This is a genomic window from Hymenobacter terrigena, assembly GCF_054776515.1.
The window spans coordinates 1,375,568-1,397,863 of sequence record NZ_BAAHBU010000001.1 but is presented as its reverse complement, the minus strand read 5'-3'; the positions used below and the strand labels follow the sequence as shown (position 1 = coordinate 1,397,863).

The 22,296-nt window shown below is 59.9% G+C and carries 21 protein-coding genes; 7 read left to right on the top strand and 14 right to left on the bottom strand.

The features are described from left to right. Positions 1-4: 4 nt before the first annotated feature. The 3 genes from ACYU7Q_RS05750 to ACYU7Q_RS05740 form a co-directional block, all read right to left on the bottom strand. Positions 5-757 (bottom strand): hypothetical protein, encoded by a 753-nt coding sequence (locus ACYU7Q_RS05750; RefSeq protein WP_460608471.1) that lies wholly within the window; start codon positions 755-757, stop codon positions 5-7. 81 nt (positions 758-838) lie between these two features. Further along, positions 839-2,719, bottom strand: coding sequence for a prolipoprotein diacylglyceryl transferase family protein (locus ACYU7Q_RS05745; RefSeq protein WP_460608470.1), 1,881 nt, complete (start codon positions 2,717-2,719; stop codon positions 839-841). Between the two features lie 174 nt (positions 2,720-2,893). After that, positions 2,894-4,399 (bottom strand): SDR family oxidoreductase, encoded by a 1,506-nt coding sequence (locus ACYU7Q_RS05740; RefSeq protein ID WP_460608469.1) that lies wholly within the window; start codon positions 4,397-4,399, stop codon positions 2,894-2,896. A 125-nt stretch (positions 4,400-4,524) separates the two neighbouring features. On the opposite strand from ACYU7Q_RS05740, the gene ACYU7Q_RS05735 reads away from it, so the two are divergent. Beyond that, the gene (locus ACYU7Q_RS05735; protein WP_460608468.1) at positions 4,525-5,385 is read left to right on the top strand and encodes a DUF2911 domain-containing protein; all 861 of its coding nucleotides are present in this window, start codon (positions 4,525-4,527) and stop codon (positions 5,383-5,385) included. A 78-nt stretch (positions 5,386-5,463) separates the two neighbouring features. Here the strand turns inward: ACYU7Q_RS05735 and ACYU7Q_RS05730 are convergent, their stop codons facing one another. The 7 genes from ACYU7Q_RS05730 to ACYU7Q_RS05700 all read right to left on the bottom strand — a co-directional run bounded on the left by ACYU7Q_RS05730 (position 5,464) and on the right by ACYU7Q_RS05700 (position 11,406). Next, complete coding sequence (locus ACYU7Q_RS05730; RefSeq protein ID WP_460608467.1) at positions 5,464-6,228, bottom strand: slipin family protein; 765 nt, start codon at positions 6,226-6,228, stop codon at positions 5,464-5,466. 86 nt (positions 6,229-6,314) lie between these two features. Continuing rightward, entirely contained in the window at positions 6,315-6,920 is a 606-nt protein-coding gene (locus ACYU7Q_RS05725) for a hypothetical protein (protein ID WP_460608466.1), read from the bottom strand. A 30-nt stretch (positions 6,921-6,950) separates the two neighbouring features. Beyond that, the gene (locus ACYU7Q_RS05720; RefSeq protein ID WP_460608465.1) at positions 6,951-8,306 is read right to left on the bottom strand and encodes a M28 family peptidase; all 1,356 of its coding nucleotides are present in this window, start codon (positions 8,304-8,306) and stop codon (positions 6,951-6,953) included. A gap of 212 nt (positions 8,307-8,518) precedes the next feature. After that, on the bottom strand, positions 8,519-9,448 hold the full coding sequence (locus ACYU7Q_RS05715; RefSeq protein ID WP_460608464.1) for an enhanced serine sensitivity protein SseB C-terminal domain-containing protein: 930 nt from the start codon (positions 9,446-9,448) through the stop codon (positions 8,519-8,521). Positions 9,449-9,681: 233 nt separating this feature from the next. Further along, complete coding sequence (locus tag ACYU7Q_RS05710; RefSeq protein ID WP_460608463.1) at positions 9,682-10,083, bottom strand: c-type cytochrome; 402 nt, start codon at positions 10,081-10,083, stop codon at positions 9,682-9,684. A gap of 155 nt (positions 10,084-10,238) precedes the next feature. Beyond that, positions 10,239-10,934 carry an SCO family protein gene (locus tag ACYU7Q_RS05705; protein WP_460608462.1) on the bottom strand — a complete coding sequence of 232 codons (696 nt, stop codon included), beginning with the start codon at positions 10,932-10,934 and terminating at the stop codon, positions 10,239-10,241. Between the two features lie 13 nt (positions 10,935-10,947). Beyond that, a complete protein-coding gene (locus ACYU7Q_RS05700; protein ID WP_460608461.1) occupies positions 10,948-11,406 on the bottom strand; it encodes a hypothetical protein in 459 nt (152 codons plus the stop codon). Positions 11,407-11,683: 277 nt separating this feature from the next. Between ACYU7Q_RS05700 and ACYU7Q_RS05695 the strand changes: the two genes are divergently transcribed. Then, positions 11,684-12,676, top strand: a complete 993-nt coding sequence (locus ACYU7Q_RS05695; RefSeq protein WP_460608460.1) for an aldo/keto reductase — start codon at positions 11,684-11,686, stop codon at positions 12,674-12,676. Positions 12,677-12,865: 189 nt separating this feature from the next. On the opposite strand, the gene ACYU7Q_RS05690 is transcribed toward ACYU7Q_RS05695, so the two are convergent. Beyond that, positions 12,866-14,314, bottom strand: coding sequence for a diadenylate cyclase (locus ACYU7Q_RS05690; protein WP_460608459.1), 1,449 nt, complete (start codon positions 14,312-14,314; stop codon positions 12,866-12,868). Between the two features lie 194 nt (positions 14,315-14,508). Here ACYU7Q_RS05690 and ACYU7Q_RS05685 point away from each other — a divergent pair, with 194 nt between their 5' ends. After that, complete coding sequence (locus ACYU7Q_RS05685; protein WP_198070347.1) at positions 14,509-14,769, top strand: hypothetical protein; 261 nt, start codon at positions 14,509-14,511, stop codon at positions 14,767-14,769. Between the two features lie 27 nt (positions 14,770-14,796). On the opposite strand, the gene ACYU7Q_RS05680 is transcribed toward ACYU7Q_RS05685, so the two are convergent. The 3 genes from ACYU7Q_RS05680 to ACYU7Q_RS05670 all read right to left on the bottom strand — a co-directional run bounded on the left by ACYU7Q_RS05680 (position 14,797) and on the right by ACYU7Q_RS05670 (position 18,555). Further along, positions 14,797-16,041: a BaiN/RdsA family NAD(P)/FAD-dependent oxidoreductase gene (locus ACYU7Q_RS05680; protein WP_460608458.1), complete on the bottom strand. Its 1,245-nt coding sequence runs from the start codon at positions 16,039-16,041 to the stop codon at positions 14,797-14,799. Continuing rightward, the gene (locus tag ACYU7Q_RS05675; RefSeq protein WP_460608457.1) at positions 16,038-17,825 is read right to left on the bottom strand and encodes a chloride channel protein; all 1,788 of its coding nucleotides are present in this window, start codon (positions 17,823-17,825) and stop codon (positions 16,038-16,040) included. The genes ACYU7Q_RS05680 and ACYU7Q_RS05675 overlap by 4 nt, the downstream gene beginning before the upstream one ends. A gap of 187 nt (positions 17,826-18,012) precedes the next feature. After that, a complete protein-coding gene (locus tag ACYU7Q_RS05670; RefSeq protein ID WP_460608456.1) occupies positions 18,013-18,555 on the bottom strand; it encodes a TetR/AcrR family transcriptional regulator in 543 nt (180 codons plus the stop codon). A 707-nt stretch (positions 18,556-19,262) separates the two neighbouring features. On the opposite strand from ACYU7Q_RS05670, the gene ACYU7Q_RS05665 reads away from it, so the two are divergent. The 4 genes from ACYU7Q_RS05665 to paaB all read left to right on the top strand — a co-directional run bounded on the left by ACYU7Q_RS05665 (position 19,263) and on the right by paaB (position 22,286). Then, a complete protein-coding gene (locus ACYU7Q_RS05665; protein WP_460608455.1) occupies positions 19,263-19,841 on the top strand; it encodes a TetR/AcrR family transcriptional regulator in 579 nt (192 codons plus the stop codon). A gap of 2 nt (positions 19,842-19,843) precedes the next feature. After that, complete coding sequence (gene paaE / locus ACYU7Q_RS05660) at positions 19,844-20,923, top strand: 1,2-phenylacetyl-CoA epoxidase subunit PaaE (RefSeq protein ID WP_460608454.1); 1,080 nt, start codon at positions 19,844-19,846, stop codon at positions 20,921-20,923. A gap of 60 nt (positions 20,924-20,983) precedes the next feature. Beyond that, positions 20,984-21,934, top strand: coding sequence for a 1,2-phenylacetyl-CoA epoxidase subunit PaaA (paaA, locus tag ACYU7Q_RS05655; RefSeq protein WP_460608453.1), 951 nt, complete (start codon positions 20,984-20,986; stop codon positions 21,932-21,934). A gap of 64 nt (positions 21,935-21,998) precedes the next feature. Further along, the gene (paaB, locus tag ACYU7Q_RS05650; protein WP_168675518.1) at positions 21,999-22,286 is read left to right on the top strand and encodes a 1,2-phenylacetyl-CoA epoxidase subunit PaaB; all 288 of its coding nucleotides are present in this window, start codon (positions 21,999-22,001) and stop codon (positions 22,284-22,286) included. Positions 22,287-22,296: the final 10 nt, after the last annotated feature.

Below are 22,296 nucleotides of genomic sequence, written 5' to 3'. Positions count from 1 at the left end.
CCATTTAGTGCAGACTTACAACAGTAGTGTCATTGTAGCCAACGAAATGGTCAAACCCTTCCGAAATTTCGTTGTCGGTACGAATCTGACCGGAAGCCAGGCGTACAATTATAGCCCGCGTTAGCAAAAACCGGTATTTGCGATTAGGTACTGCACGCACGATGTGAGTTTCCATTATTCGTTGCACGGTGCGGGTTGTGTCGTATAAAACACTGCCCCAATATCCGCCTCCATAGTCAGTCGATTCGTTAGAAAAGAAACCTACGGCCAACGATGTCGCGCCGCGTTTATTGGTATCCACCAGTACACGCACGAGCACGTAGGGAGTGGCTTCAAAACGTACTTCATTGGATTTGCCAACGATAAGGGAAGCGCCATCCAACGTTGAGTAAGCATCAAAAGGCCGGTAGTCAGTCAGGTCAAATAACTCCCTGCTATCCCGAAAGTCAACGCGGTAGGTAACGCCTTTGGCAGTGCCGTCGAAGGCAATGGAAAAATGCCCGTCGGGCCCCGAGCGGGTACCTGCAACAGAATCAGTTTGGGTGTTTCCATATGCTCCGTAGCGCCATTTTATCACCTCAATCGGCACATTTGCTAGCGGCTGGCGGGTGTATTTATTGATGATGGTGCCTTCTACTACAGTACTTGTCGAGGGGCCCGCCAGCAAATGGCACCCTGACAATGCAGTAATAATTAAGCAATAGATGGAAAAAGTGGAAAGCAAGCCGCCAGTTATTCCTGTGCTCAAAGTGTCCATTGTTTCAGTATAGTAGTGAAAGCAGGCATTCGCATTCCATTTAATTGCTGGTTAATTGCTGGAAAGCGTCGATTGAAGTCACTAAAGCCCCAGTCGGTAATTCAGGCGCAGGTTCACCTGGTAGTGTCGGCCGAAATCGGAGGCGGCATATGGTTCAATGCTAAGCCCGGTCTTTGCCAGTCGCACATTGGCACTCACGAAGCCCATATTGTAACCGGCTTCGTGCGTAGCCACGGCCATTCCGGCCAATACATACCGGCCATCATCCATTCCCAGCCCGCTACCTAAGCCGAATCGGGATGTGTGGTTTCCCAGCGCCAGCGACCCCATGCCCGTATCTACTTGTCCAAACAGGACCCGTCGGTTGCCCAGCCATAATTGGGCATCGGGAGCAGCCCACACCGTTTGCAGCGACGAGTCGGCCGCAATAGTGGACGTGTTGCGCAGGCGTCCCAGGTGTATGCCCAGCCGGTAGCCGAGGGCCAGGTGACGAAACTGTTTTCGACCTTCCACATAAGGGTTGATGTCGTACAGCGGAAAGCTGGCGTAGCTACCCGGGCGAGTCGTGGGGAAAGGAATGTTGGTTGGGAGGGGCTGAAAGCCAACGTGCTCGGTGCCGGCCCATACTCCGAGTCCGACGGTTTGAAGCCCCCTGGCCGCTGGCCCGCGCAGGGTATAAGCAACGTTGCCCCCAAGCACCGAATAGTCGTGGTAATAGCCCATTCGCTGGGCTGGGCTACCACCCCCGCAGCCACTGATACTGGTGCTGCCGGCGTGCGTCACATCCTCATCGTATCGGCCTTGCTGGGCTCCAAATGACAGCGTGAGCATGCGGTGGCGGGTACTATCGGCCGGGGCTTGGCTGGTGAGCACGAATACGACCCCGGCCAGCCCCAGCGGCAGCAAGCGCGGCAATGAAATGGAGCGCAGAAAATCCAACGACCAAATAGTGGATTGATTGACTAGCCGGGTCGACCCAGTAACCAAGAGTAAGCATGCTTCCACAGCCAAAATCAACAGCAGCAACCCCTTCACCACCATGGTTTCGGGCTGCGTGAGGGCCACGGGCGACAGCGCCGCCGTGAGGCCCAGCAAGCCTATCAGCACCAACAAATAGCGGCTCGCCGATACCGGCCGGGCGGCATCCGGCCGGAAAAGTGATTCAGGGGCCGGCCGCCGCACGCGCCATGCCCAAATGCCCAGCGCCAGCAGCCCTAGGGGCAGCAGCCATAGCTGCAGTTCCAGCCACCGGCCGCCCATCAAGGAGTACAAATTGCCCGCCACTGGCTCGCTGGCCGCATCGCGCCAAAATCCCTGTGCAAAGCGCCCCAGCAGTAGCAGCCCCGTTTGCAGCAGCAGCCACGAGCCCACTGGCCAGCGCCGGTTACGAGTGGCCAGCAGCACGCCGCCCACCGCCGCGCACAGCAGCAGCGCCAGCAGCTGCGTAGGGGCTACCGGCAGGCTGTGGGCAGCCGTGGCCGGCAGCAAGCCGGCCTGCACCTGCGCCCACCACGGCGGGGTGCCGGCCGCATACGTCAGGCCCCAGGCTCCGGAAGTAGGTTCTCCGAAGCAACAGCCCGTGAGCACGCAGCCCACGCATTGCACCACCAGGGCTGCGCACAGGGGCAGCGCCAGCGCATCGAACACGGCCCAGCTCAGGCCCAACCAACGCCGCAGGGCCACCACCGTCAGCACCGCTGCCAAACTGCCGCCCAGAATGGAGCGTGCCGTATCGGTTGGCGCATTGGTGAACAGCAGGCTGCTCCATTCGCCCACCGGGTGAGTGATGAGCTTGGTGCCCAGGACGAGCGCCAGGCTGCTGGCCGCCACCAGCGTTAGCCAGGGGCGGAGCGGGAAGCCGCGCCGCCAGCCTTCCCACAGCAGCAGCAGCACGTTGGTGAGCGTGGCCAGCAGGTAGAACGGCGTGTAGTAATCGTGGTCCGGCGCGTAAGGTAGCATCATGGTCAGGGAGTAAGCGCTGTGGATATCAGCTCCTAAACCTACCGTTCTACCTCAAGGTATTGCAACCCAATTTCTGCACTTATCAGACTCTGAAATCAATGTTATTATTAAGCAGTATGCTGATATTCAGTAGATAAATGCATGTTATTTAGGCTTTATAGCAAATTTGGAATCTCATAACTGAGCCAACTCCGGCCGATGCGTCGGCGGTACCGCGTTTTCCCGGTATTCTACCAGGTTCTTCACCATGCCCTTGAAGATGATGCCGTGGAAGGGGAGCACCGCGTACCAGTACAGCCGCCCGGCCAGGCCGCGCGGGCGATAGGCGGCCAGCTGCTCCACCGCGTGGGAGCCATCGGGCTGGTTGAGGATGCGGAATTGCAGCCAGGCCTCGCCGGGGAGCTTCATTTCGGCATACAGCAGGAGGCGGCGGCCGGGTTTATCAGCTACCAGCACGCGCCAGAAATCGAGCGGGTCGCCGGCGCGGAGGCGGGAGGGCGAGCGGCGGCCCCGGCGCAGGCCCACGCCGCCCACGGCCTTGTCCATGAGCCCACGGATGCGCCAAAGCCAGTCGGTCTTGTACCAGCCCCGCTCGCCGCCGATGCGCCAGATATTGTCGAGGACCTCCGCCACGGGCCGCGTGAATGGCATCAGCTGGCGGTCGAAGAACATGCCGTTTTTGGGAATCTGGATGGCGTCCATGTAGTTCTGGCGCATCACGCCGGAACTGAGCGCGTCGCTCCAGCTGCTCACCACCTCGTTTTGCTCGATGCGCTGGAAGGCCAGCGCCAGGGCGGCGCGGTAGCTCATGCACTCGTGCGGCACCACGGCCGCGATGCTGTTTTTGGGGTCGCAGATAGTATCGTTTCTCAGGCTTTCGACCAGGCTTTGGGCCAGGGAAAAGGTGGTGCTCGTGACCAGATACAGCCACCACGACGACAGCCGGGGCGTGAGCACGGGCACCGTCACAATCCAGCGCTTGTAGCCGCGCTCGGCGGCCAGCCCCAGCAGCATTTCGCGGTAGGTGAGTACATCGGGTCCGCCCACATCGAAAGCCCGCCCGAAGCAGGCCGGGTTATCCAGCACTGAAGTGAGGTAGAACATGATGTCGCGGATGCCGATGGGCTGGCAGCGCGAATTCAGCCAGCGCGGTGTCACCATCACGGGCAGCTTTTCCACCAAATCGCGGATAATCTCAAACGAAGCCGACCCGGAGCCAATAATGATGCTGGCCCGCAGCACCGTGAGCCGGGCCGTGGTGGCCTCGCCCAGCACGTTTTCCACGGCGCGGCGCGAGCGCAGGTGCACGCTCAGGTCGTGGTCGTTGGCAATGCCGGAGAGGTAGATGACCTGCCGGGCCGTGGTCGTGTTGAGGTAGTCGGTGAAGTGCCGGGCCGACCGCTGCTCCTGCTGGAAAAAGTCCTCGTTGCCGCCGCTCATGGAGTGTACCAGGTAATAAGCCGCATCGATATCGGTGGGCACGGCGGCCAGGGTTTCGGGCCGCAGCAAGTCGCCTTGCACCACACTCACCTGTGGGTGCCGGGCTTCGGGCAGCGTTTCGGGTAGCGAAAATCGGCGTGGGTCGCGCACCAGGCAGATGATGTCGTGGCCGGCCTCGGCCAGCAGCGGCAGCAGGCGCTGGCCAATGTAGCCAGTCGCCCCGGTGAGCAGAATTTTCATATGGCGGCAGCGGGGGCGAGGAACGTGCGGCGTCACCCCCGCCTGGTGTAACTGTCTGGTGGCCGGCTTGTTTGCTTGCTGCCACGTTGGCGCAACTCTGCCGCTGAATCAGCATCTTTGCGCTGATGAAACACGCCCTACACCTGCTCGCCGCCGGCCTGCTGCTCACCACCGGAGCCCAGGCCCAAACCAAGTTCAGTATCCCGCCGCTGAGCCCCACCACCCACATCCACCAGAACTTCTCCACGTCCTACATCGACCTGACGTACTCGCGGCCATCGCTGCGGGGGCGCACGGTGTTTGGCGGAGTTGCTCCCTACGGCACGGTGTGGCGCACGGGGGCCAACACCATTACCAAAGTGCGCTTTGGCGAGGAGGTGAAAATCAACGGCCAGGTGGTGCCGGCCGGGGCCTACGCCCTGCTCACCATCCCCGATGCGAAGGAGTGGACCTTCATCTTGAACCGCGATACGGCCCAATGGGGCAGCTACGAGTACAAGCAGGCCCTCGACGTGCTGCGCGTGAAAGCCAAGCCCACCAAGCTGGCCGCCCCCGTCGAAACCATGAGCCTGACCGTAGAAAACATCAAGCCCGCCTCCGCCGACCTCGTCATCACCTGGGACCGTACCCAGGTGGCGCTGCCCATCACCGCCGACCCCGACCGCGTGGTGATGGGCCAGATTGAGCAGGCCCTAAAGGGCGAAAAGAAACCCTACGTCTCGGCTGCGCAGTATTACTACAGCACCGGCAAAGACCTCACCCCCGCCATCGGCTGGCTCGATGAGGCCATCAAAGCCAACCCCAACAGCTATTACGCCTATTACTGGAAGGCCAAACTGCTCCAGAAACAAGGCAAAAACCAGGAGGCCATTGCCGCCGCCAACAAGTCAATGGAATTTGTAAAGGAAGATAAAAACGAAGTGTCGAAAGCCGAATACACCCACCTGAACCAAGAGGTGCTGGCGGCCGCTGGCGCGAAAAAATAGCGTTTCTGTTTGCTGCTTTAGCAAATTAAAAAGCCCCCGTGCATGCTGCACGGGGGCTTTTTAATTTGCTAACTCGACTTATTCGACTGGCTTGGTCTGTTGCACCATCTGCGTGAAACTCTTGGCCGCGTTGGTGAATTCGGACGGGATAAGGACCACCGTCGTGGTATTATTATCAATGCCGATTTCCGAGAGCATCTGCATCCGGCGCAGCTCCAGCGCAATGGGGCTTTCTTCCATCTGCTTGGCGCCCTGCGTCAGTTTTATCGACGCTTCCAGTTCGGCCTCGGCCTTGATGATGCGGGCGCGCTTCTCCCGAATGGCTTCCGCCTCGCGCGCCATGGCCCGCTGCATGGATTCCGGGATTTCCACGTCCTTGATTTCGACCAGCTCAATCTTCACGCCCCACGCTTCAGTGGCCGCATCCACAATCTGCATCAGCGCGGAGTTGATGGCGGCCCGTTCGCGTAACACCTCATCCAACTGGTGCTGGCCAATGATGTTGCGCAAGGCCGTGACCGAAAGCTGGTAAACCGCCTGATTGAAATTGGCCACCTTGATAATGGCATCGGCCGGGTTCACCACCCGAAACCACAGCACGGCGTTCACCTTAATGGTCACGCTGTCCTTGGTGATGGTTTCCTGCTGCTCCAAATCCACGGTTTTGGTGCGGATGTCAATGGTCTGCTGGCGCTCAATAAATGGGATTATCCAGTAAATACCCGGCCCGCGCAACCCCGTGAACCGGCCCAGCCGAAATACCAGAGCCCGCTCGTATTCCTGCGCTACGCGAATACCGGAAAGTAGCAGCAAAACGACGGCGAAAACGACATACATCAACATAGTCGAAATGAGTTTGGTAAAATTATGTGGGATGTATCGCTGTGAGAGTCCAGAAATTACAGAAAATTAATTATAAACAATCATTTCTACTTAAATCCCAGACCTTTTAATTGTGCTTTCACAGATGCGGCGGTTTTGTATTTGGCAACTTCAGTTTTTCCGTCCGTCCATTCGCACTCGCAGCCGGTAAATTTCTCGCTGGTCTTTTTTAAATAAGTGAGTTGATTTTTGGGGCTGGCATTATCGAAAATAAAGGTTTCATAAAAGTCCCCGTTGTAGTCGTAATGTCCTTGCGGGTATTTGCAGAGAATAATTAATTCTTTGGCGGTATCCGCGTCGGCATTGCCAAAAAATACCGAAAGAACTTCCGGATATCCGCCGTCTTCTTCGATTGGGCCAAAAGAAATATCCCGGTACTGGCCGGGATATTTCTGAATGTATAAATGACCTTCTATTCGATTGTAGCCGGTGTTGAGGTCACTGGCATCATCGTAGCCGTAGAGCGCAAGAATAGCCTTCTGGCCACCCCAGGCGGTGGTTTCCAGCGTGGGATGCGCCAGCTGGCGTCCCTGGGGTTTGAGCCGGGCTACAAATTGAGCGACGGTTTCCGCGCGCTTCCGCTGAATTGTTTGGCCATGCGAGGAGGTAATTGCAAGACAAAATATTGCCAGAACTATGGAAAGGAATTTCATTTAACTATTTGGATTAAATAAGCATAATTATTAGCGCCCCACCACCGGCAATACAGCTACACTCTCGTGCCCGGCGGCATCAATGCTGGCCACGCCGAAAATGAAATTGTCCTTGCTAATGGGCAGGTCGGCGGTGGTACCCGATACGGGGTAGCGCTGCTGCCACTGCGGGGCGCTGGTTTCGCGCACCAATACCACGTAGCCGCTGGGCTTGGGGCCGGCAGCAGGGGCCTGCCAGCGCAATTCGGTGCGGTTGGTGAGGTTGGCGGTGAGGACTTCGACCTTGGTGGGGGCGGCGGGGGCCAGGGCCAGGCCGGCCATGGTGGCGAGGTTCACGCCGGCGTTGCGGCGCAGGTAGGCAAAGTCCACGCCTTCGGTTACGTCGCCGTAGGCCCGGCCCTTTTCGGTGCGTAAGTCCTGGTGCTGGTGGGTAAAATCCTCGTTCATCTCGGTGAAGCGGACGGCAGCGAAACCCTGCTGGTTGAAAGGCGTGTGGTCGCCGCCGCGCAGGAACCGGTCGGGGCGGTACTCAATGGTAACTTGGTGGCCGTGGCCGTAGAGCTGGGCCATGCGGCTGGCGTAGCGGGCCAGCTGGCGGCTGGGCGCGTCGTTCTCACTGCTCAGCTGGCGGCGGATTTTGGCCTGCTCGGGCGTTTCGGTGGCCGGCACGCCTTCGCTGAACACGCGCAGGTGCTTATCGTCGCTGATTTCGGGGTCGAAGCCGTGGGAGTTGCCCACGATGTCGTTGTTGAGCATCGCAATCAGGTTCCAGCCTTCTTTTTTGGCGCGCTCGGCCAAGTGGCCTGAGCCGTAGAGGCCCTGCTCTTCACCTTGCACGGCCACGAATTTGAGGGTGCAGGGGAATTTCTGGCCAGCCAGCACGCGGGCCAGCTCCATCACCAGCACGGTGCCGGAACCGTCGTCGTTGGCGCCGGGCGCGTCGGCGGTGGCGTTCATCACGTCGCTCACGCGGGAGTCGATGTGGCCGCTGACGAGGATGACGCGGGTGTCGGTGGGGTCGGTGCCGGGCAGGGTGGCCAGCACGTTGGCCATCAGCACGGGCTTGTTGATGCGGCGGCCGTCGGGCTTCACGGTGAAAGTGTCCATCTCGACGGTCATTCTTCCGCCACCGGCTTTGCTGTATTTTAGAAACTCATCGCGCACCCAGTTGCGAGCCGCGCCGATGCCGCGCGTAGGGCTCTGCGTGTCGCTCAGCGTGTGGCGCGTGCCGAAGGAAACCAGCTTGCGGATGTCGGCTTCGAGGTTTTTGGCCGAGATTTCATCCACCAGCTTTTGAATGGCAGGGTCGGCCGGCGGCAGGAGCGGGGCGGGCTTTTGGGCGAGGGCGGCGAAGGGCGCGAGGAGCAGGAGGGCGGCGAGTTTCATGGAGGGAAGGTAGGACGGGAGTTGCGTTTGGGAGTTAATCAAGCCCCAGCGGAGCGGCATGTTAGTAGTAAAAGAAACGTAAATAAAGAACAGAGCCCCAGCGGGGCGGCACTCGTTCAACGAATGTCCGCCCCGCTGGGGCTCTGTAAAGGTGAAGGCAGCTGTGTTATTACCGATATGCCGCCCCTCCGGGGCTTACTAATCGGACCAGATTATTTCTGATAAAACGGCTCAATCGTCTTGAAATACGGGTTCACGCCTTCTTCCGAATTCATGTCCAGCAACATCAAATCCACAAACTGATAGACGTTGGTTTTGCCTTCGAGCACGGGGCCGAGCTCCTGCATGAAGCTGGGGTCGGGGTTGGTGCTGATGAAGGCGAGGAGCAGGCGGGGCACGTCGGGGTTGTTGGCCAGCTGCATCTGGGCCAGGTAGGCGGCTTCGATGTGGGGCTGGGTGGCGGCCCAGGCGGCAATGGCGTCGGCCACAGCCGTGGGGGCTTCGGCGGGCTGGCTGAGCATTACCTGGGCATCGCCGCCGGCAGGCGAGAGCGGGCCGGTGAGCTGGCCATTGAGCAGGGCAGCCAATTCATCCTTCGGCAGAAGCTTGCCGGCGGGCGAGAAGGGGTTCAGCACGCAGTCCTGGCCCTGCACCATGTTGAAGAAGGCGTGGCCGGGGATGCGCACGTAGCTCACCGCGCCGTTGTCCACGCCGCCGTCGGTGAGGCGGGGGGGCGAGGAGAAGATGGGCAGCTTGCCGTCGTTGAGAATCTGGAGCTGGATTTCCTGGCCTTCGGCGAGGGTCACTTCGCCCGTACCGATGCCTTCCATGGGGGCCAGAATCATCAGAATTTCTTCTTGCAGCAGGGCCTGGTAGAAGGCGGGGCGGGCGTTTTCATCGGTGGCGGCCAGCAGCAGGAGCTGCTCCAGCACGTTCTGGGGCTCGAAGGGGAGAGGCTCCGGCTCGGGCATCTGGTAAACGGGCGCGGGTGGGGCAGCCTCTACTGGGGCCGTGAACTTGGCACCTTGGTAGCGGGGGCCGCCAGCAGGCTTTTCGGCTGGGGCCGAAGGAGTAGAAGGAGCGGCAGGAGTGGCCGGCGTTTCGTCGGCAGGTTTGTTTTTGAGGAAGTCGAACAGGCCCATGGGAATACAGAATTGCGAGTGGATTGGAGTGCAATCTACGGCGAAAAATGGGTTTTGGGCGGGTAGAATGAGGGTGATTGTGGGTTACACGGAACTATCGTTTGTCATCCTGAGCAGAGCGAAGGACCTCCCCATGGCTGCGTCGATTAAGATTAGTGTAAATCGTTCAGCCGTGATAAGGTCCTTCGCTGCGCCCAGGATGACAGTCGTTTGCCGCTACCAATCCATTCCCCTCAGTGGCACTTATCAACATCGGCCTGCACCTCGCGGATGGTGCGAGGGGCCGCCTCGTTGCCCCAGTGGCTCTCGATGTAGTTGAGCAAGTTGGTGAGCTGGGCGGGGCTCAGGCCCTTGTTGCTGGGCATGATGTTGTGGTAGCCAATGCCGTTGACCACGATGACTTCGCTTTGGCCGTTGCGGAGCAGGCAGGCCAGCTCGGCGCGGTGGTCCACCAAGTAATCGGCGCCGGCCAGGGGCGGAATGAGGCGGGCCAGGCCTTGGCCCTGGTCGCCGTGGCAGCTGGCGCAGTGCTGGGCGTAGAGCTTCTCGCCCTGGTGGCGGTTGTTGCTGAAGCAACCGGGGAGCAGCAGGAGCAGCAAAAAGCCAGAAAGGAGGCGCGGGGGGCAGAAGGGCATGTTATGGTATGGTCAGCAACACTACAAAAGAACGTCATGCAGAGCGCAGCGAAGCATCTTGCCCGCAATCACAAATCCAATCGCAAGAAAAGATTTAGTGGTGGCGGGCAAGATGCTTCGCTGCGCTCTACATGACGGGCTATTTGTTCCCGTTCTTACTTCCCGGCCACGCCCTTTTTGCGGCTGTCAATCTCGGCCAGCAGCACCGGGATTTCAGCGATAAGGCGCTGCACTTCCTTGGGGTTGAGGCTGTCGTAGAGGCCGCGGATGTGGCCCTGGTCGTCGACGAGGGCGAAGGTGCCGTTGTGGGCAAAGCCGCCGGGGGCTTGCTGGTCGGGGAGGGCGGCGGTGAAGTAGGCTTTGGCCAGCTGGAAAACGGTGTCTTTGGCGGTGGGCTCGCCATGGGCGCCGGTGGTGGCGAAATGCCAGCGGTTGGCGTCGGTGATGCCGAGGCGCTGGGCGTAGTCCTTTAGGACAGGGATGGTGTCGTGGGCCGGGTCGATGGTGTGCGAAAGGATGGTCAGGCGCGGGTCCTGGCCGTATTTGGCGTACACTTTCAGCAGCTCGGACTGCATTTTGGGACAGATGCCGGGGCAGGTGGCGAAGAAGAAATCGGCGATGTAGGCGCGGCCGGCGAAGGTTTGGTTGGTGAGCGTCTGGCCGGCCTGGTCCACGAGGCGGAACCGGGGCACGGTGGCAAACACGGTGTCGGCGGGGCCGCCGTCGGCACGTGGGCGCACGTCGCGCTCGCCCATGATGGGCAGTTTGGCGGCTTCCTTGGGCGGCTCGGTGCAGGCGGTGGTGAGCAGGGTGGCGGCCAGTGCGGGCAGCAACAGCAGGCGGTTGAACATGGGTGGAGCGGGGTTATTTGGAAGCGGGGGGCGGCACGTCGCCAGCGGCGGGGTGCTCGGTGGTGAAGCGGGTGGCCGAGTCGATGGTGGCCTTGTACTGGCGCTGCACGGCATCGAGTATTAGCTGCTGCTGCTGGAAATAGGCGAGGCGGGTGGCGGGCGCGGCCGTGGTGTCGGGGGCTTTGTACTGGTGCATCCAGCTCATCATGGCCTTATCGGCGGCCAGCAGGCCGTGGATGTAGGGCGCAGGGGCTTCGGAATGGTAACCCGAGAGCTTGGCCTTGAGCTCGTAGAGCTGGCTGGTTTGGGCCATCAGAGAGTCGTGCTGGTTCATAAGGGCCATTTCGGCGGCGCTGGCGGGCGAGGCCGCGCCGTTTTCGCTGATGGGCTTGTTGGGGGAGGAGCAGGCGGCCAGTACCGGCACGGAGGCCACTACGGCGGCGCGGAGCGCATTTTTGAAGGAGCTGTTCACGGAGCAAAGGTACGGCCGGCGGCCGTGAGGGAAAGGTGAGGCGGGAGCGAGGGGAGCTATAATCAGGCCCGGGGAAGGTCGTGGCGGGACCGAGAAAAAAGTGCGAAATCAAAAGCTGGAGTCAACCGGTTTGTCATCCTGAGCGTAGCAAAGGACCTACTCACGGCGGCTGATTTTTGTGATTACTGCAGAAAGTCAGCGGTGAGAAGGTCCTTCGCTACGCTCAGGATGACGGATTTTAGTCCATTCATCCACTCATTTACCAAACCACCACTATATGAAAACCCGCCAACTGGGCCGCTCCGGCCTCACTGTATCGGCCCTGGGCCTGGGCTGCATGGGCATGTCCGACTTCTACGCCGGGCAGGACGATGCCGAAAGCACCCGCACCTTGCACCGCGCCCTGGAGCTGGGCGTGACGTTCTTCGACACCGCCGACATGTACGGTCCCTACAAAAACGAAGAGCTGGTGGGCCGTGCCTTCAAGGGCAAGCGCGACAGCATTATCCTGGCCACCAAATTCGGCATTCAGCGCGACCCGAATGACCCCACCAAGCGCGGCATCAACGGCCGCCCCGAGTACGTGAAAGCTGCCTGCGAAGGCAGCCTCAAGCGCCTTGGTACCGACTATATCGACCTTTACTACCAGCACCGCGTCGACCCCAATACGCCCATCGAGGAAACCGTGGGGGCCATGAGCCGGCTGGTGGAGGAAGGCAAAGTGCGCTTCCTGGGCCTGAGCGAGGCCGCGCCGGCCACCGTGCGCCGGGCCGTGGCGGTGCACCCCATTGCGGCGCTGCAAACCGAATATTCGCTCTGGAGCCGCGAGCCGGAGGACGAGATTCTGCCCACCGTGCGCGAGCTGGGGGTGGGATTCGTGCCGTATTCGCCGCTGGGCCGGGGCTTCCTCACGGGCCAGATTAAGCGCTTCGAGGACCTGGCCGAGGACGACTACCGCCGCCACACGCCCCGCTTCCAGGGCGAGAACTTCCAGAAAAACCTCGACCTAGTGGCCCGCATCAATGATTTGGCCAAGCAGAAGCACTGTACCGCCAGCCAACTGGCCCTGGCTTGGGTACTGGCGCAGGGCGAAGACGTGGTGCCCATCCCCGGTACTAAGCGCGTGAAATACCTGGAGGAAAACCTGGGCGCGTTAGAAGTTGAATTGACGAAGGATGAATTGGCGCAGCTGGATGAAATTGCGCCGAAGGGCAAAGCTGCGGCGGGCTTACGGTACCCGGCGGCCATGATGGGCTCGGTGAACGGGTAACGCCTGTCATTGCGAGGCGGAGCCGAAGCAATCCGTCCTCTGAATGCGACCAGCCCTGAGATATGATAAAGCTTTTTTAAATATGAAAAGCCCCGGTACTACATAGTACCGGGGCTTTCTGGTAAAAGTCAGTGTCGGATTTTGACAGGACGGATTGCTTCGGCTCCGCCTCGCAATGACAGGCAATTTCTAGCTCGGCAGCAAATCAATCCAGCCGTCCTCGCTCACCACCACGGCCAGCACGGGGTATTTGCTGCTGCTCACGTAGCGGAGGGCGCCGTTGTAGCGGGCGCCGCGTGAGGAGTCGCCCCGGTCGGTGGCCAGGCCGTCGAGGATGACGCCGATGGCGTGGCACATGGCGTTGGGCTCGATGAGCACGGCCCCGTCGATGTTGGTAACGAGGCGCAGCACCGAGGGCGTCATGATGCGCGGCACCACCCGGAAGCTCTGGCGGGTGAGGCGTTTGGCCTCGTTGGCGGCGCCGGTGGTGATGACTAGGATGGTGCCGTTGGGCTGGGTTGTGGCCTGCTGGGCCAGGTCCCACAGGTATTCAATGCTGTCGCGGTCGAGCGACGGAAATACGATGCGCACGATGCGGGCGAAGTTATCGGCGGCCACCTGGCCCTGGGGCAGGCGGGGCGTGTTGCTCACCACGCGCATGAGCACATGGCCCGCGTGGCTCACCTCCCAGCTGTAGTGGTTGGTGAAATGCACCGTCACGAGCGGCTCAAACTGCGAGTCCGACTCGGGCACAAGCTGGCCCAGTCCGAAAACGTGCGAGGCGTCCGAAATCAGCGCCGTATGGCCCTCGCTCAACTCCAGCAGCTTGCGGATGGAGCGGTGGTCGCGCATGGGCACGGGCGTTTCCAGGGTGAGCACGGGCACCACGGCCGGGTGCTGGCGGCGGCTCACCAGCATCGTGCCGATGCCTTCGTCGCCCTCGTGGCGCAGGGCGGCCACGCCGTTGCAGGCGTCGTACAGGCCGTGGGTGCCGGCAGGGGCCACGCGCAGCATCAGCCGCCGGCCGGCCGAGCGCAGCACTTCATTGTAGTCGCGGTCGAGAACGGGCTGGTCGTTGTCGGCGGTGTCGGCCTCGCGCAGGGCGCGGGTGCAGTCGTGCATGAACTCCAGAACGGCCGCATGGGGCAAGTTGGCGGGGCGGCCCGAGCCGGGCTTGGGCAGAGCGTAGTAATTATCATAGCACTCGGCCGAAAGCTGGAGCACCACCGTCACGAGGTAGCCCTGCAGGCTAACCGGCGTGGAGCAGAACGAGCGGCGGCTTTCGTGGCGGCTGGTGGTGAGGCTTTGCAGGGTGCTTTCGGTGGCCTGGCACATGAGCTCGTACCAATGCTGCTTCTCGAACCGGTCGTGGTCGTTGGGGTGCAGGTGGTACACGGAGCCCTGGGGGCCTTTGTCGGCTTCCAGCGCCGTGGCTTTGCGCTTTACTTCCCGAAAATCGGCGGGCGAATAGCGCACCGAAGTAGGCTCCAGCACCACGGCATCGGGCTCGTCGGCTTCCTTGGCCGAAGCAAATCCTAACAAGAATACCTCGGGCCGCAGGCTGCGGTCGAGGAGATTAAAAACCCCCTCAGCAAAGAGTTGGGCAGATACGCGAAACAGGCTTTGGTGTTCCCACATGGGCAAATACAGAACGGTCGGGACCCGTCGCGGACCCGGCTTCGCCCCGAACTACGCAAAAAAAAGATGGATAGTGGTGCGCCGAAACAAATTTCCTGCCCAAGTGCTTCAGGCATTTCTCCAAAAGCCGTATCTTCGGTACCCGGCTGGTCGCGGTAGCCGCCTAGTCCTCACCTCCCCATCCTCGCAAGCTTATGCTCTTCGTCGACATGCTTTTTGTGATGGCGGTGGCCATATCTTTTATCCCGATTCTGACCGGGTACTGCGCCCATAGCCGGGGCCGGTCGTTCTGGCTGTGGTTTGCGCTGGGCTGGTTGCTGCCGCTGGTTTCGTTTTTCCTGCTTTTCGCCCTCATCGCCCGCGACGAGCTGGACCCCGGCCGCCGCCTGCTCGGCGAAGCCCGCGAAATACTACGCGAAGCCGAAGAAAAAGCCGGGCTGAGAACGAAGCTGTAGCGAGTGGTTCGCTCAAATTCGCGAGCCTCAACGGCTGTCCGAAGGCCAGGCTTCATTAATGGCCCGCGCCACCCACGCCCCGGTGCTGAAACAACCTTGCAACAAGTAGCCGCCGGTGGGCGCCTCCCAGTCCAGCATCTCGCCGGCCACGAATGTGCCCGGCCGCTGCCGCAGCATCAGGTTCTCATCGACCGCGGAGAAGGCAATGCCGCCAGCCGTGGAAATGGCTTCATCCAGCGGCCGCAGGCCCGTCACGGGCAGTGGCACGGCTGTGAGCAGGGCAGCCAAAGGTTCCGGCTCAAGCGCTGCTGCCTCAGGCGCCATCTCGCGCATTAGCGTGGGCACCGGTGGCCCCAGGTGTAGAGCTTTTTTTAGAAACTCAGGAAAAGAGGACTTGCCGCGCGGCTGCCGGAGCTTCTGGAGGAGCGTAGCCGGGGGAAGGTCGGGTTTGAGGTTGAGATGCAGCACGGCAGGGCCTCCCGCCGCCAGTGCGGCCCGAACCTGGGGGGTGAGGGCGTACACAGGGGTTCCCTCTACGCCATAATCGGTGAGCATAAGTTCGCCGCGCACGGCCGGGCCGTCGTTCACGCACAGGGCAATGTTCTTGAGCGGAGCCCGGCCCACTTTCTCCCGAAAGAAGGCCGACCAGGCTACTTCCGCCCCGCAGTTGGCCGGTGCGAAAGGCACCACCGGCACGCCAATTTTCTTCAGCAGCGGCACCCACGCGCCATCGGAGCCGGTTTTGGCCCAGCTTGCGCCGCCCAGCGCCAGCACCGTAGCCGTGGGTTCGATGATAAATTCACGGGCTTCGCCGGCCCCGGCGCTTTCGTCGCGCAGACGCAGGCCCACAGCACCCACAGAGCCCAGCCAGCGGTGACGGGTGTTGATTTCAACGCCCAGCTCACGCAGTCGCCCCAGCCAAGCCCGCAGCAAATCGGCCGGTTTGTGTGCCGCCACCGGAAAGATGCGCCCGCTGGTGCCCACGAAGGTTTCGATGCCCAAGTCGGCCGCCCAGGCCCGCAATTCAGCGGCCGAAAAGTATCCCAGCAAAGCCTTAAAACGGGTGCTTTCCGTGCCGTAGCGGCCGGCAAAAAGTGCGGCTTCTTCCGCATTGCTCAGGTTGAAGCCGCCGTGGCCGGCCACCAGAAACTTGCGCCCCACCGTAGCCTGCGCCTCAAAAAGCTGCACTTTCCAGCCCCGTTCGGCCAGCCGCTGGGCCGCCAGCAAGCCGGCCGGGCCACCACCCACAATGGCTACACTTTTCGTCCTCACGCCTCGCTCTCTTGGATAAGCTGTTTGCGGTAGCGCGCCAGAATGGCCGATTTCAGGATGAAGCCCAGGTAGCGGCCGTCTTCCTCGCACACCGGCAGGGCCCAGGCATTGTGCCGGTCGAGTAGGCTCAGGGTGTGGCCCAGGTCGTCATTCGGCCCCACTACTGCCGGGGCGGGCTTCATCAACTCGCGCACGCTGGTGGTGCCGTAGTGTGCGTCATCAAAGAGCGCATCGCGCACCGAATCGAGGCTGACCACGCCCAGCAACCGTCCCCCCGCCGCCACTACCGGAAACAGGTTGCGCGAGGAGTGACGGAAAATTTCCACCAATTCGCCCAGCGTGGTTTTGGGCCGCACCGGAATAAAATCGGTTTCAAGCAGCTTGCGCGGGTCCAGCTGGGCCAGCAGGCCGCGGTCCCGGTTGGCGTACACGTCCACACCCTTCAGGGTAAGCTTGCGGGTGTATACCGAGTACGGCTCGAAGTATTTGGTAATCAGGTAAGAACTGCTCGTAACCACCATCAATGGCACAAACAGCGCGTAGCCTCCGGTAATCTCGGCAATGAGAAAAATGGCCGTGAGCGGCGCGTGAATTACGCCCGCCAGCGTGCCCGCCATGCCCAGCACCACAAAATGCACCTCCGGAATGTGTACCAGCCCGCTTAGGTTGATGAGCCGGGCGAAGAAAAACCCCGCCAGCGCCCCAGCAAACAACGATGAGCCAAACATGCCCCCGTTGCCCCCGCCGCCCACCGTGATGCTCGTGGCCACCACCTTCAGCATCATGCTGAACAACACCAGCACCAGCAGCAGCCAAGGATTATTGTCTTGATAAACAGAGAAAATACTGCCATCAGTGATGTGGTCGGCGTGGCCGCGCAGCAGCAGCTCTACCGTATTGTAGCCCTCGCCATACAGCGTCGGAAATAAAAAAATGAGCCCGCCCAGCGCCGCGCCCGCAATGAGCACCTTGCGCCAGTTCAGCCCCGGCCAGCGCTCGAAAAAGTGGTCGAACCAATGGTAGGTCCGAATCATATACACCGAGAAGAAAGCCGTAAACAACCCCAGCAGCACGTAAAACGGCACCGCATCAACCGGCCAGCTGGTGGTGATGAGCACGAACGGCTGGCCCGCGTACAGCACCTTCGATATCACCGTGGCCGTGGCCGACGAAATCAGCAGCGGAATGAAATATTGCGCTGGCAGCTCCAGCAGAATGGTTTCGACGGCAAACAGTACCCCCGCGATGGGAGAGTTGAAAATGGCCGCCACGCCCGCCGCCGCCCCGCAGCCCGTGAGCAGGCGCCGCCGCCGCCGGTCCAGGTGCAGCACCCGTCCGGCATTGGAGCCAATGGCCGCGCCGGTCACCGAAATCGGGGCCTCGGTACCGGCCGAGCCGCCAAACGTCACCGTGAAAAAGGCCGTGATAAGCTGCGAGTACAGCTTCGAGCGCGGGACCACGCTGCCTTCGCGGGCCGTGTTATAAATAATTGGCGCGATGCCACGCCCCAGCTGCCCGCCCAGAAACAACTTGGTGAATAGCACCGTGAGTGCAATGCCGATAACCGGGTACACCGACAGCGCAAATACCCGGTTGGGCTCCGAAATGCCCATGCGCAGCATTTCCTGGCCCCAGTGCACCAAATTCTTGAGCAACACCGCCGCCAAGCCAGCCGCCCCGCCCACCAACACGCTCAGAATGAGCATATACATCCGCTCGCTGATGTGGCGTGCCCGCCAAACCAATAGCGGGCGCAACAAGCGGTGGACGGCGTGATGGGGCATGGGCAAAAAAAGTGGGCGGCACTTTTACCAACGCAAAATTGGGACCCATAGATGTAAATGGCCTGAAGGCGGCACGCGCCTCCCTAGGGAAGCACCAGCCCTGCACCGTTTTACTGGGCTCAAATTCCTTATCAATCAATTGATTGATTTTAAAAAGGCGCAAGCCGCATTTTCTCAGTACTACTCGTTATTCGGGTAGCGGCAGCCCCTGCACATACGTTTTCTTGAGGTGCTCGCCTACGCGCAGCAGGCTGTCGTCGTGTTCGTACAGCAGGTTGCGCCACAAGCTTTGGATGAGGAGCAGCAGCCGCAGCGTCATCATTTCCGGGTCGTCGGTGCCGAGCTGCGCGAAAGCCTGTTTCAAGAGGCTGTCAATGGGACTCATAAAACGCTGAAAATACTTCTGCACCAGTGGCTTGCTGAATTCCTTGTCCTGCACTTTCCAGAAATCGGGCTCGTCGTGCACCAGCTTGTAGGGCAGGTCAATGGTTTTCTCAATCAGCGCACGCGGGTCTTTCTCAGCGAGAATGCCGCGGTTGGCTTCCACAATGCGCTGAAAGCCCTGCTTAATCAGGTATTCAAAAAGCTTCTCTTTGCTCAGGAAGTACTTGAACAACAAGGCTTCGGAAACCCCGGCCGTCTTGGCGATGAGCAGGGTGGAGGTATTGTCGTACCCGCGCTCACCAAAGAGTTGCAGGGCCGTCTGTTCGATTTTAGTATGACTGGTCATTGGCCAGACCGGATGAAGAGGATGAAAGCCCGAACCAACGGCTCCGGACTCGGGAAATACGTATTTGGGTAAAGTAACGTCGTCCGCACGGGTAAAAAATGCCCCTGACTCGGATTACCCCCAAAAGGTACAGCCGGCCAAATCGAAATAATTCGACTTAGCCGGCTGTAATAGGCTGATAAACTCGTTGTTGGAACCTTCTAGCACGAAGGCAACGTCGTTTCCAGCAAATGTTTCCAGACGGGGTGGGAGTTCATCTGGTTAAACAGAACGTGGGAATTTGGCTGTTTGACAAACGGGTGAGATGTTGCTCGACAGCGAGACAAAGGTAGAGAAGATTCCTTACTGTAAAATGAGTGTTAGCTCACTATCTGTAAGTGAATACTCACTATGTTCATAATGAGGTATATAAAATATGAAAAATAATAAAGTAACCTGAGTAGGACAGAGCCATTAGGCTTAAAAGGCTGGAAATGGCGCTAGCATTTCACTACTGTCGCGGTTATTTTTTATTGGAATGGTCAGATTGCCTGACAAACAACAACGAACATTTGTTAGTTAGAACGGCTGCCGTACCTTTGAGTTCCTCTATTCCCACCTTCTTCTGCTCGTTTCATGCCTCTCAGTTTTGATATTGAGCAATTTGTGCTGTATCGCAGTGTAATTGCCATGTTCTTGTGTACCAGTAGTACCTACCCGCACTGCACATGAGCAAGAAACTGAACAAGCGCCAGATTATTCTGGATGAAGCAGCTAAGCTGTTCAAGCTGAAAGGCTTCGGCGGTACGTCGATGCGCGATTTGGCGGGGGAGGTTGGCATGGAGGCGGCCAGCATGTACAACCACATCAAGTCGAAGGACGAGATTCTGGAGCACCTCTGCTTTCACGTCTCCAATACTTACATCGCGCAACTGGCTGAGGTGGAGCGGATGCCCGGCTCAAACGGCGACAAGCTGAAAGAGCTGCTGCGCCGGCACATCAACCTGATGTTGGAAGACGGCGCGGCCGTATCGGTGGCCAATAATGATTGGAAATACCTGACGGATAACAAGCTGGAGCAGTTTAAGGCCGCCCGCAAGCAGTACGAGAAGGGCTTTGCGGCACTGATTGAAAATGGCATTGCGGCTGGCGAATTCCGACCCGTAAATGCTTCAGTGGCCCTGTTTACCATCCTCTCGGCCGTGCGGTGGGTGGAACTGTGGTACCGGCCGGGCCGGGGCGTCACGGCGCAGGAACTGGAAGAAGATATCATGGCCATTCTACTGAACGGCTTGGCAAAGGATTAGTAATGAGTCGTTTTCATAAAGTTAAAATCAAGCGCATTCAACGGGAAACCCCGGACAGTGTCGTGGTGTCGCTGGACGTGCCAGCGGAATTGCGCGAGACATTCCAGTTCACCCAGGGCCAGTACCTGACGTTTCGGCGCGAGCACAACGGCGAGGAGTTGCGGCGGTCCTATTCCATTTGCAGCAGCCCGCTGGAAGGCGAATGGCAGGTGGCCATTAAGAAGGTGCCACAGGGTCGGTTTTCGTCGCTGGCCGTGGATGCTTTGCGGGTGGGCGAGGAACTGGACGTGATGCCGCCGGCGGGGCACTTTCATACGCCACTGCATTCGGCGCAGGCCAAAAACTACTTGTTTTTTGCGGCCGGCAGCGGCATCACACCGGTGTTCAGCATCATCAAAACGGTGCTGCTGACCGAGCCCGGCAGCCAGGTTACGCTGGTGTATGGCAATCGGGGGCGCAATTCCATCATTTTTAAGGAAGGCATCGAGGCGCTGAAAAACCGGTACCTGAATCGCATCAGCGTGTACCATGTGTTGAGCCGCGAGCAGGGCGAATCGGACCTGCTGTTTGGTCGCATCGACCAGGCAAAGGCCGCCCAGTTTCTGGAAAAGATTGTGCCAGCCAGCCAGGTGGATGAATGCTTCATCTGCGGGCCCGAGGACATGATAAATGGCGTACGCACGGCGCTGGCTGATGCCGGCGTAGCGGCGGATAAGATTCATTTCGAGATGTTTGGCTCGGCTAATGCCGGTGCAGGCGGCGCGGCCAAGCTGAAGCTGCCACCCGTAGGCGAGGACGACAAGCACAGCCGCGTAACGGTGCACCTCGACGGCAATACCCGCGTGCTGGAGATGTCGTACTACGGCAACACCATTCTGGATGCACTGCTGGAAACGGGCGTGGATGCGCCGTATTCCTGCAAAAATGGCATGTGCAGCACCTGCCGCGCGCGCGTGACGGCCGGCCAGGTGGAAATGGACGTAAACTATTCGTTGTCCGACAAGGAAGTGGCAAAGGGCTACGTGCTGACCTGCCAGGCCCGGCCTATCACCGAAACGGTGGCAGTTGATTTCGACCAATAGCAGCCGATAATATTTCTTACTTTTAACTAACGATTGTTAGTTGAGCTTTGTTGAAAGCGTATGGAAACGTTGGAAATGACCCAGGAAGAGCAGTTTCAGGCCCGTATTGATGCCGATGTGCGCATTGAACCGAAGGACTGGATGCCCGATGCCTACCGCAAGACGCTGATTCGGCAGATTTCGCAACATGCTCATTCGGAGTTGGTTGGAATGCTGCCGGAGGGCAACTGGATTACGCGCGCGCCTTCGCTCAAGCGGAAGTCCATTCTGCTGTCCAAGGTGCAGGACGAGGCGGGCCACGGCCTCTACCTCTACAGCGCCGCCGAAACGCTGGGCACCACCCGCGACCAGATGCTGGCCGACCTACACTCGGGCAAAGCCAAGTATTCAAGCATTTTCAACTACCCAACGTTGAGTTGGGCCGACATGGGCTGCGTGGGCTGGCTGGTGGATGGCGCGGCCATTCTGAACCAGGTGCCGTTGTGCCGCACGTCTTATGGCCCGTATGCGCGCGCCATGGTGCGGGTGTGCAAGGAGGAGAGCTTCCACCAGCGCCAGGGATTCGAGATTATGCAGACGTTGTGCGAAGGTGCGCCTGAGCAAAAAGCCATGGCCCAGGAAGCCCTGAACCGCTGGTGGTGGCCCACACTGATGATGTTCGGCCCCAAAGACGAGGACTCGCCAAACACCGCGCAGAGCATGAACTGGCGTATCAAGCGCTTCACCAACGACGAGCTACGGCAGAAATTCGTGGATATGATGGTGCCCCAGGCCGAATTCCTGGGCCTGACCGTACCGGATGAAAAAGTGAAATGGAACGAAGCCCGCCAGGCCTACGACTTTGGCGAGGTGAACTGGGACGAGTTCTGGGCCGTGGTGAAAGGCAATGGCCTGTGCAACCGCGACCGCCTCGGGGCGCGCGTGAAGGCGCACGAGGAAGGCGCCTGGGTACGCGAGGCCGCGATGGCGCACGCGGCCAAGCGCGCTGAGCGTGAGGCGGTAGTGGCGTGAGCGAAGATATTACCGTCTGTCATCCACCAACTCAGGATGACAAGTACTTTTGAATTCAACTAAGATGAATCAATCCGAATGGCCTCTGTGGGAGGTCTTTATTCGTAGCAAGCAGGGGCTCGACCACAAGCATGTGGGCAGCCTGCACGCGGCTGATGCTGCAATGGCTATCCAGAATGCCCGCGACGTGTACACGCGCCGGCAGGAGGGCATCAGCATTTGGGTGGTGGAGTCGAAGCACGTGCACGCTTCCAACCCCGATGATGCGGAGGCTTTCTTCGACCCGGCCAACGACAAAGTGTACCGGCATCCCACCTTTTATCAGGTGCCGGATTCTATTAAACACATGTAATGCAGGGTAC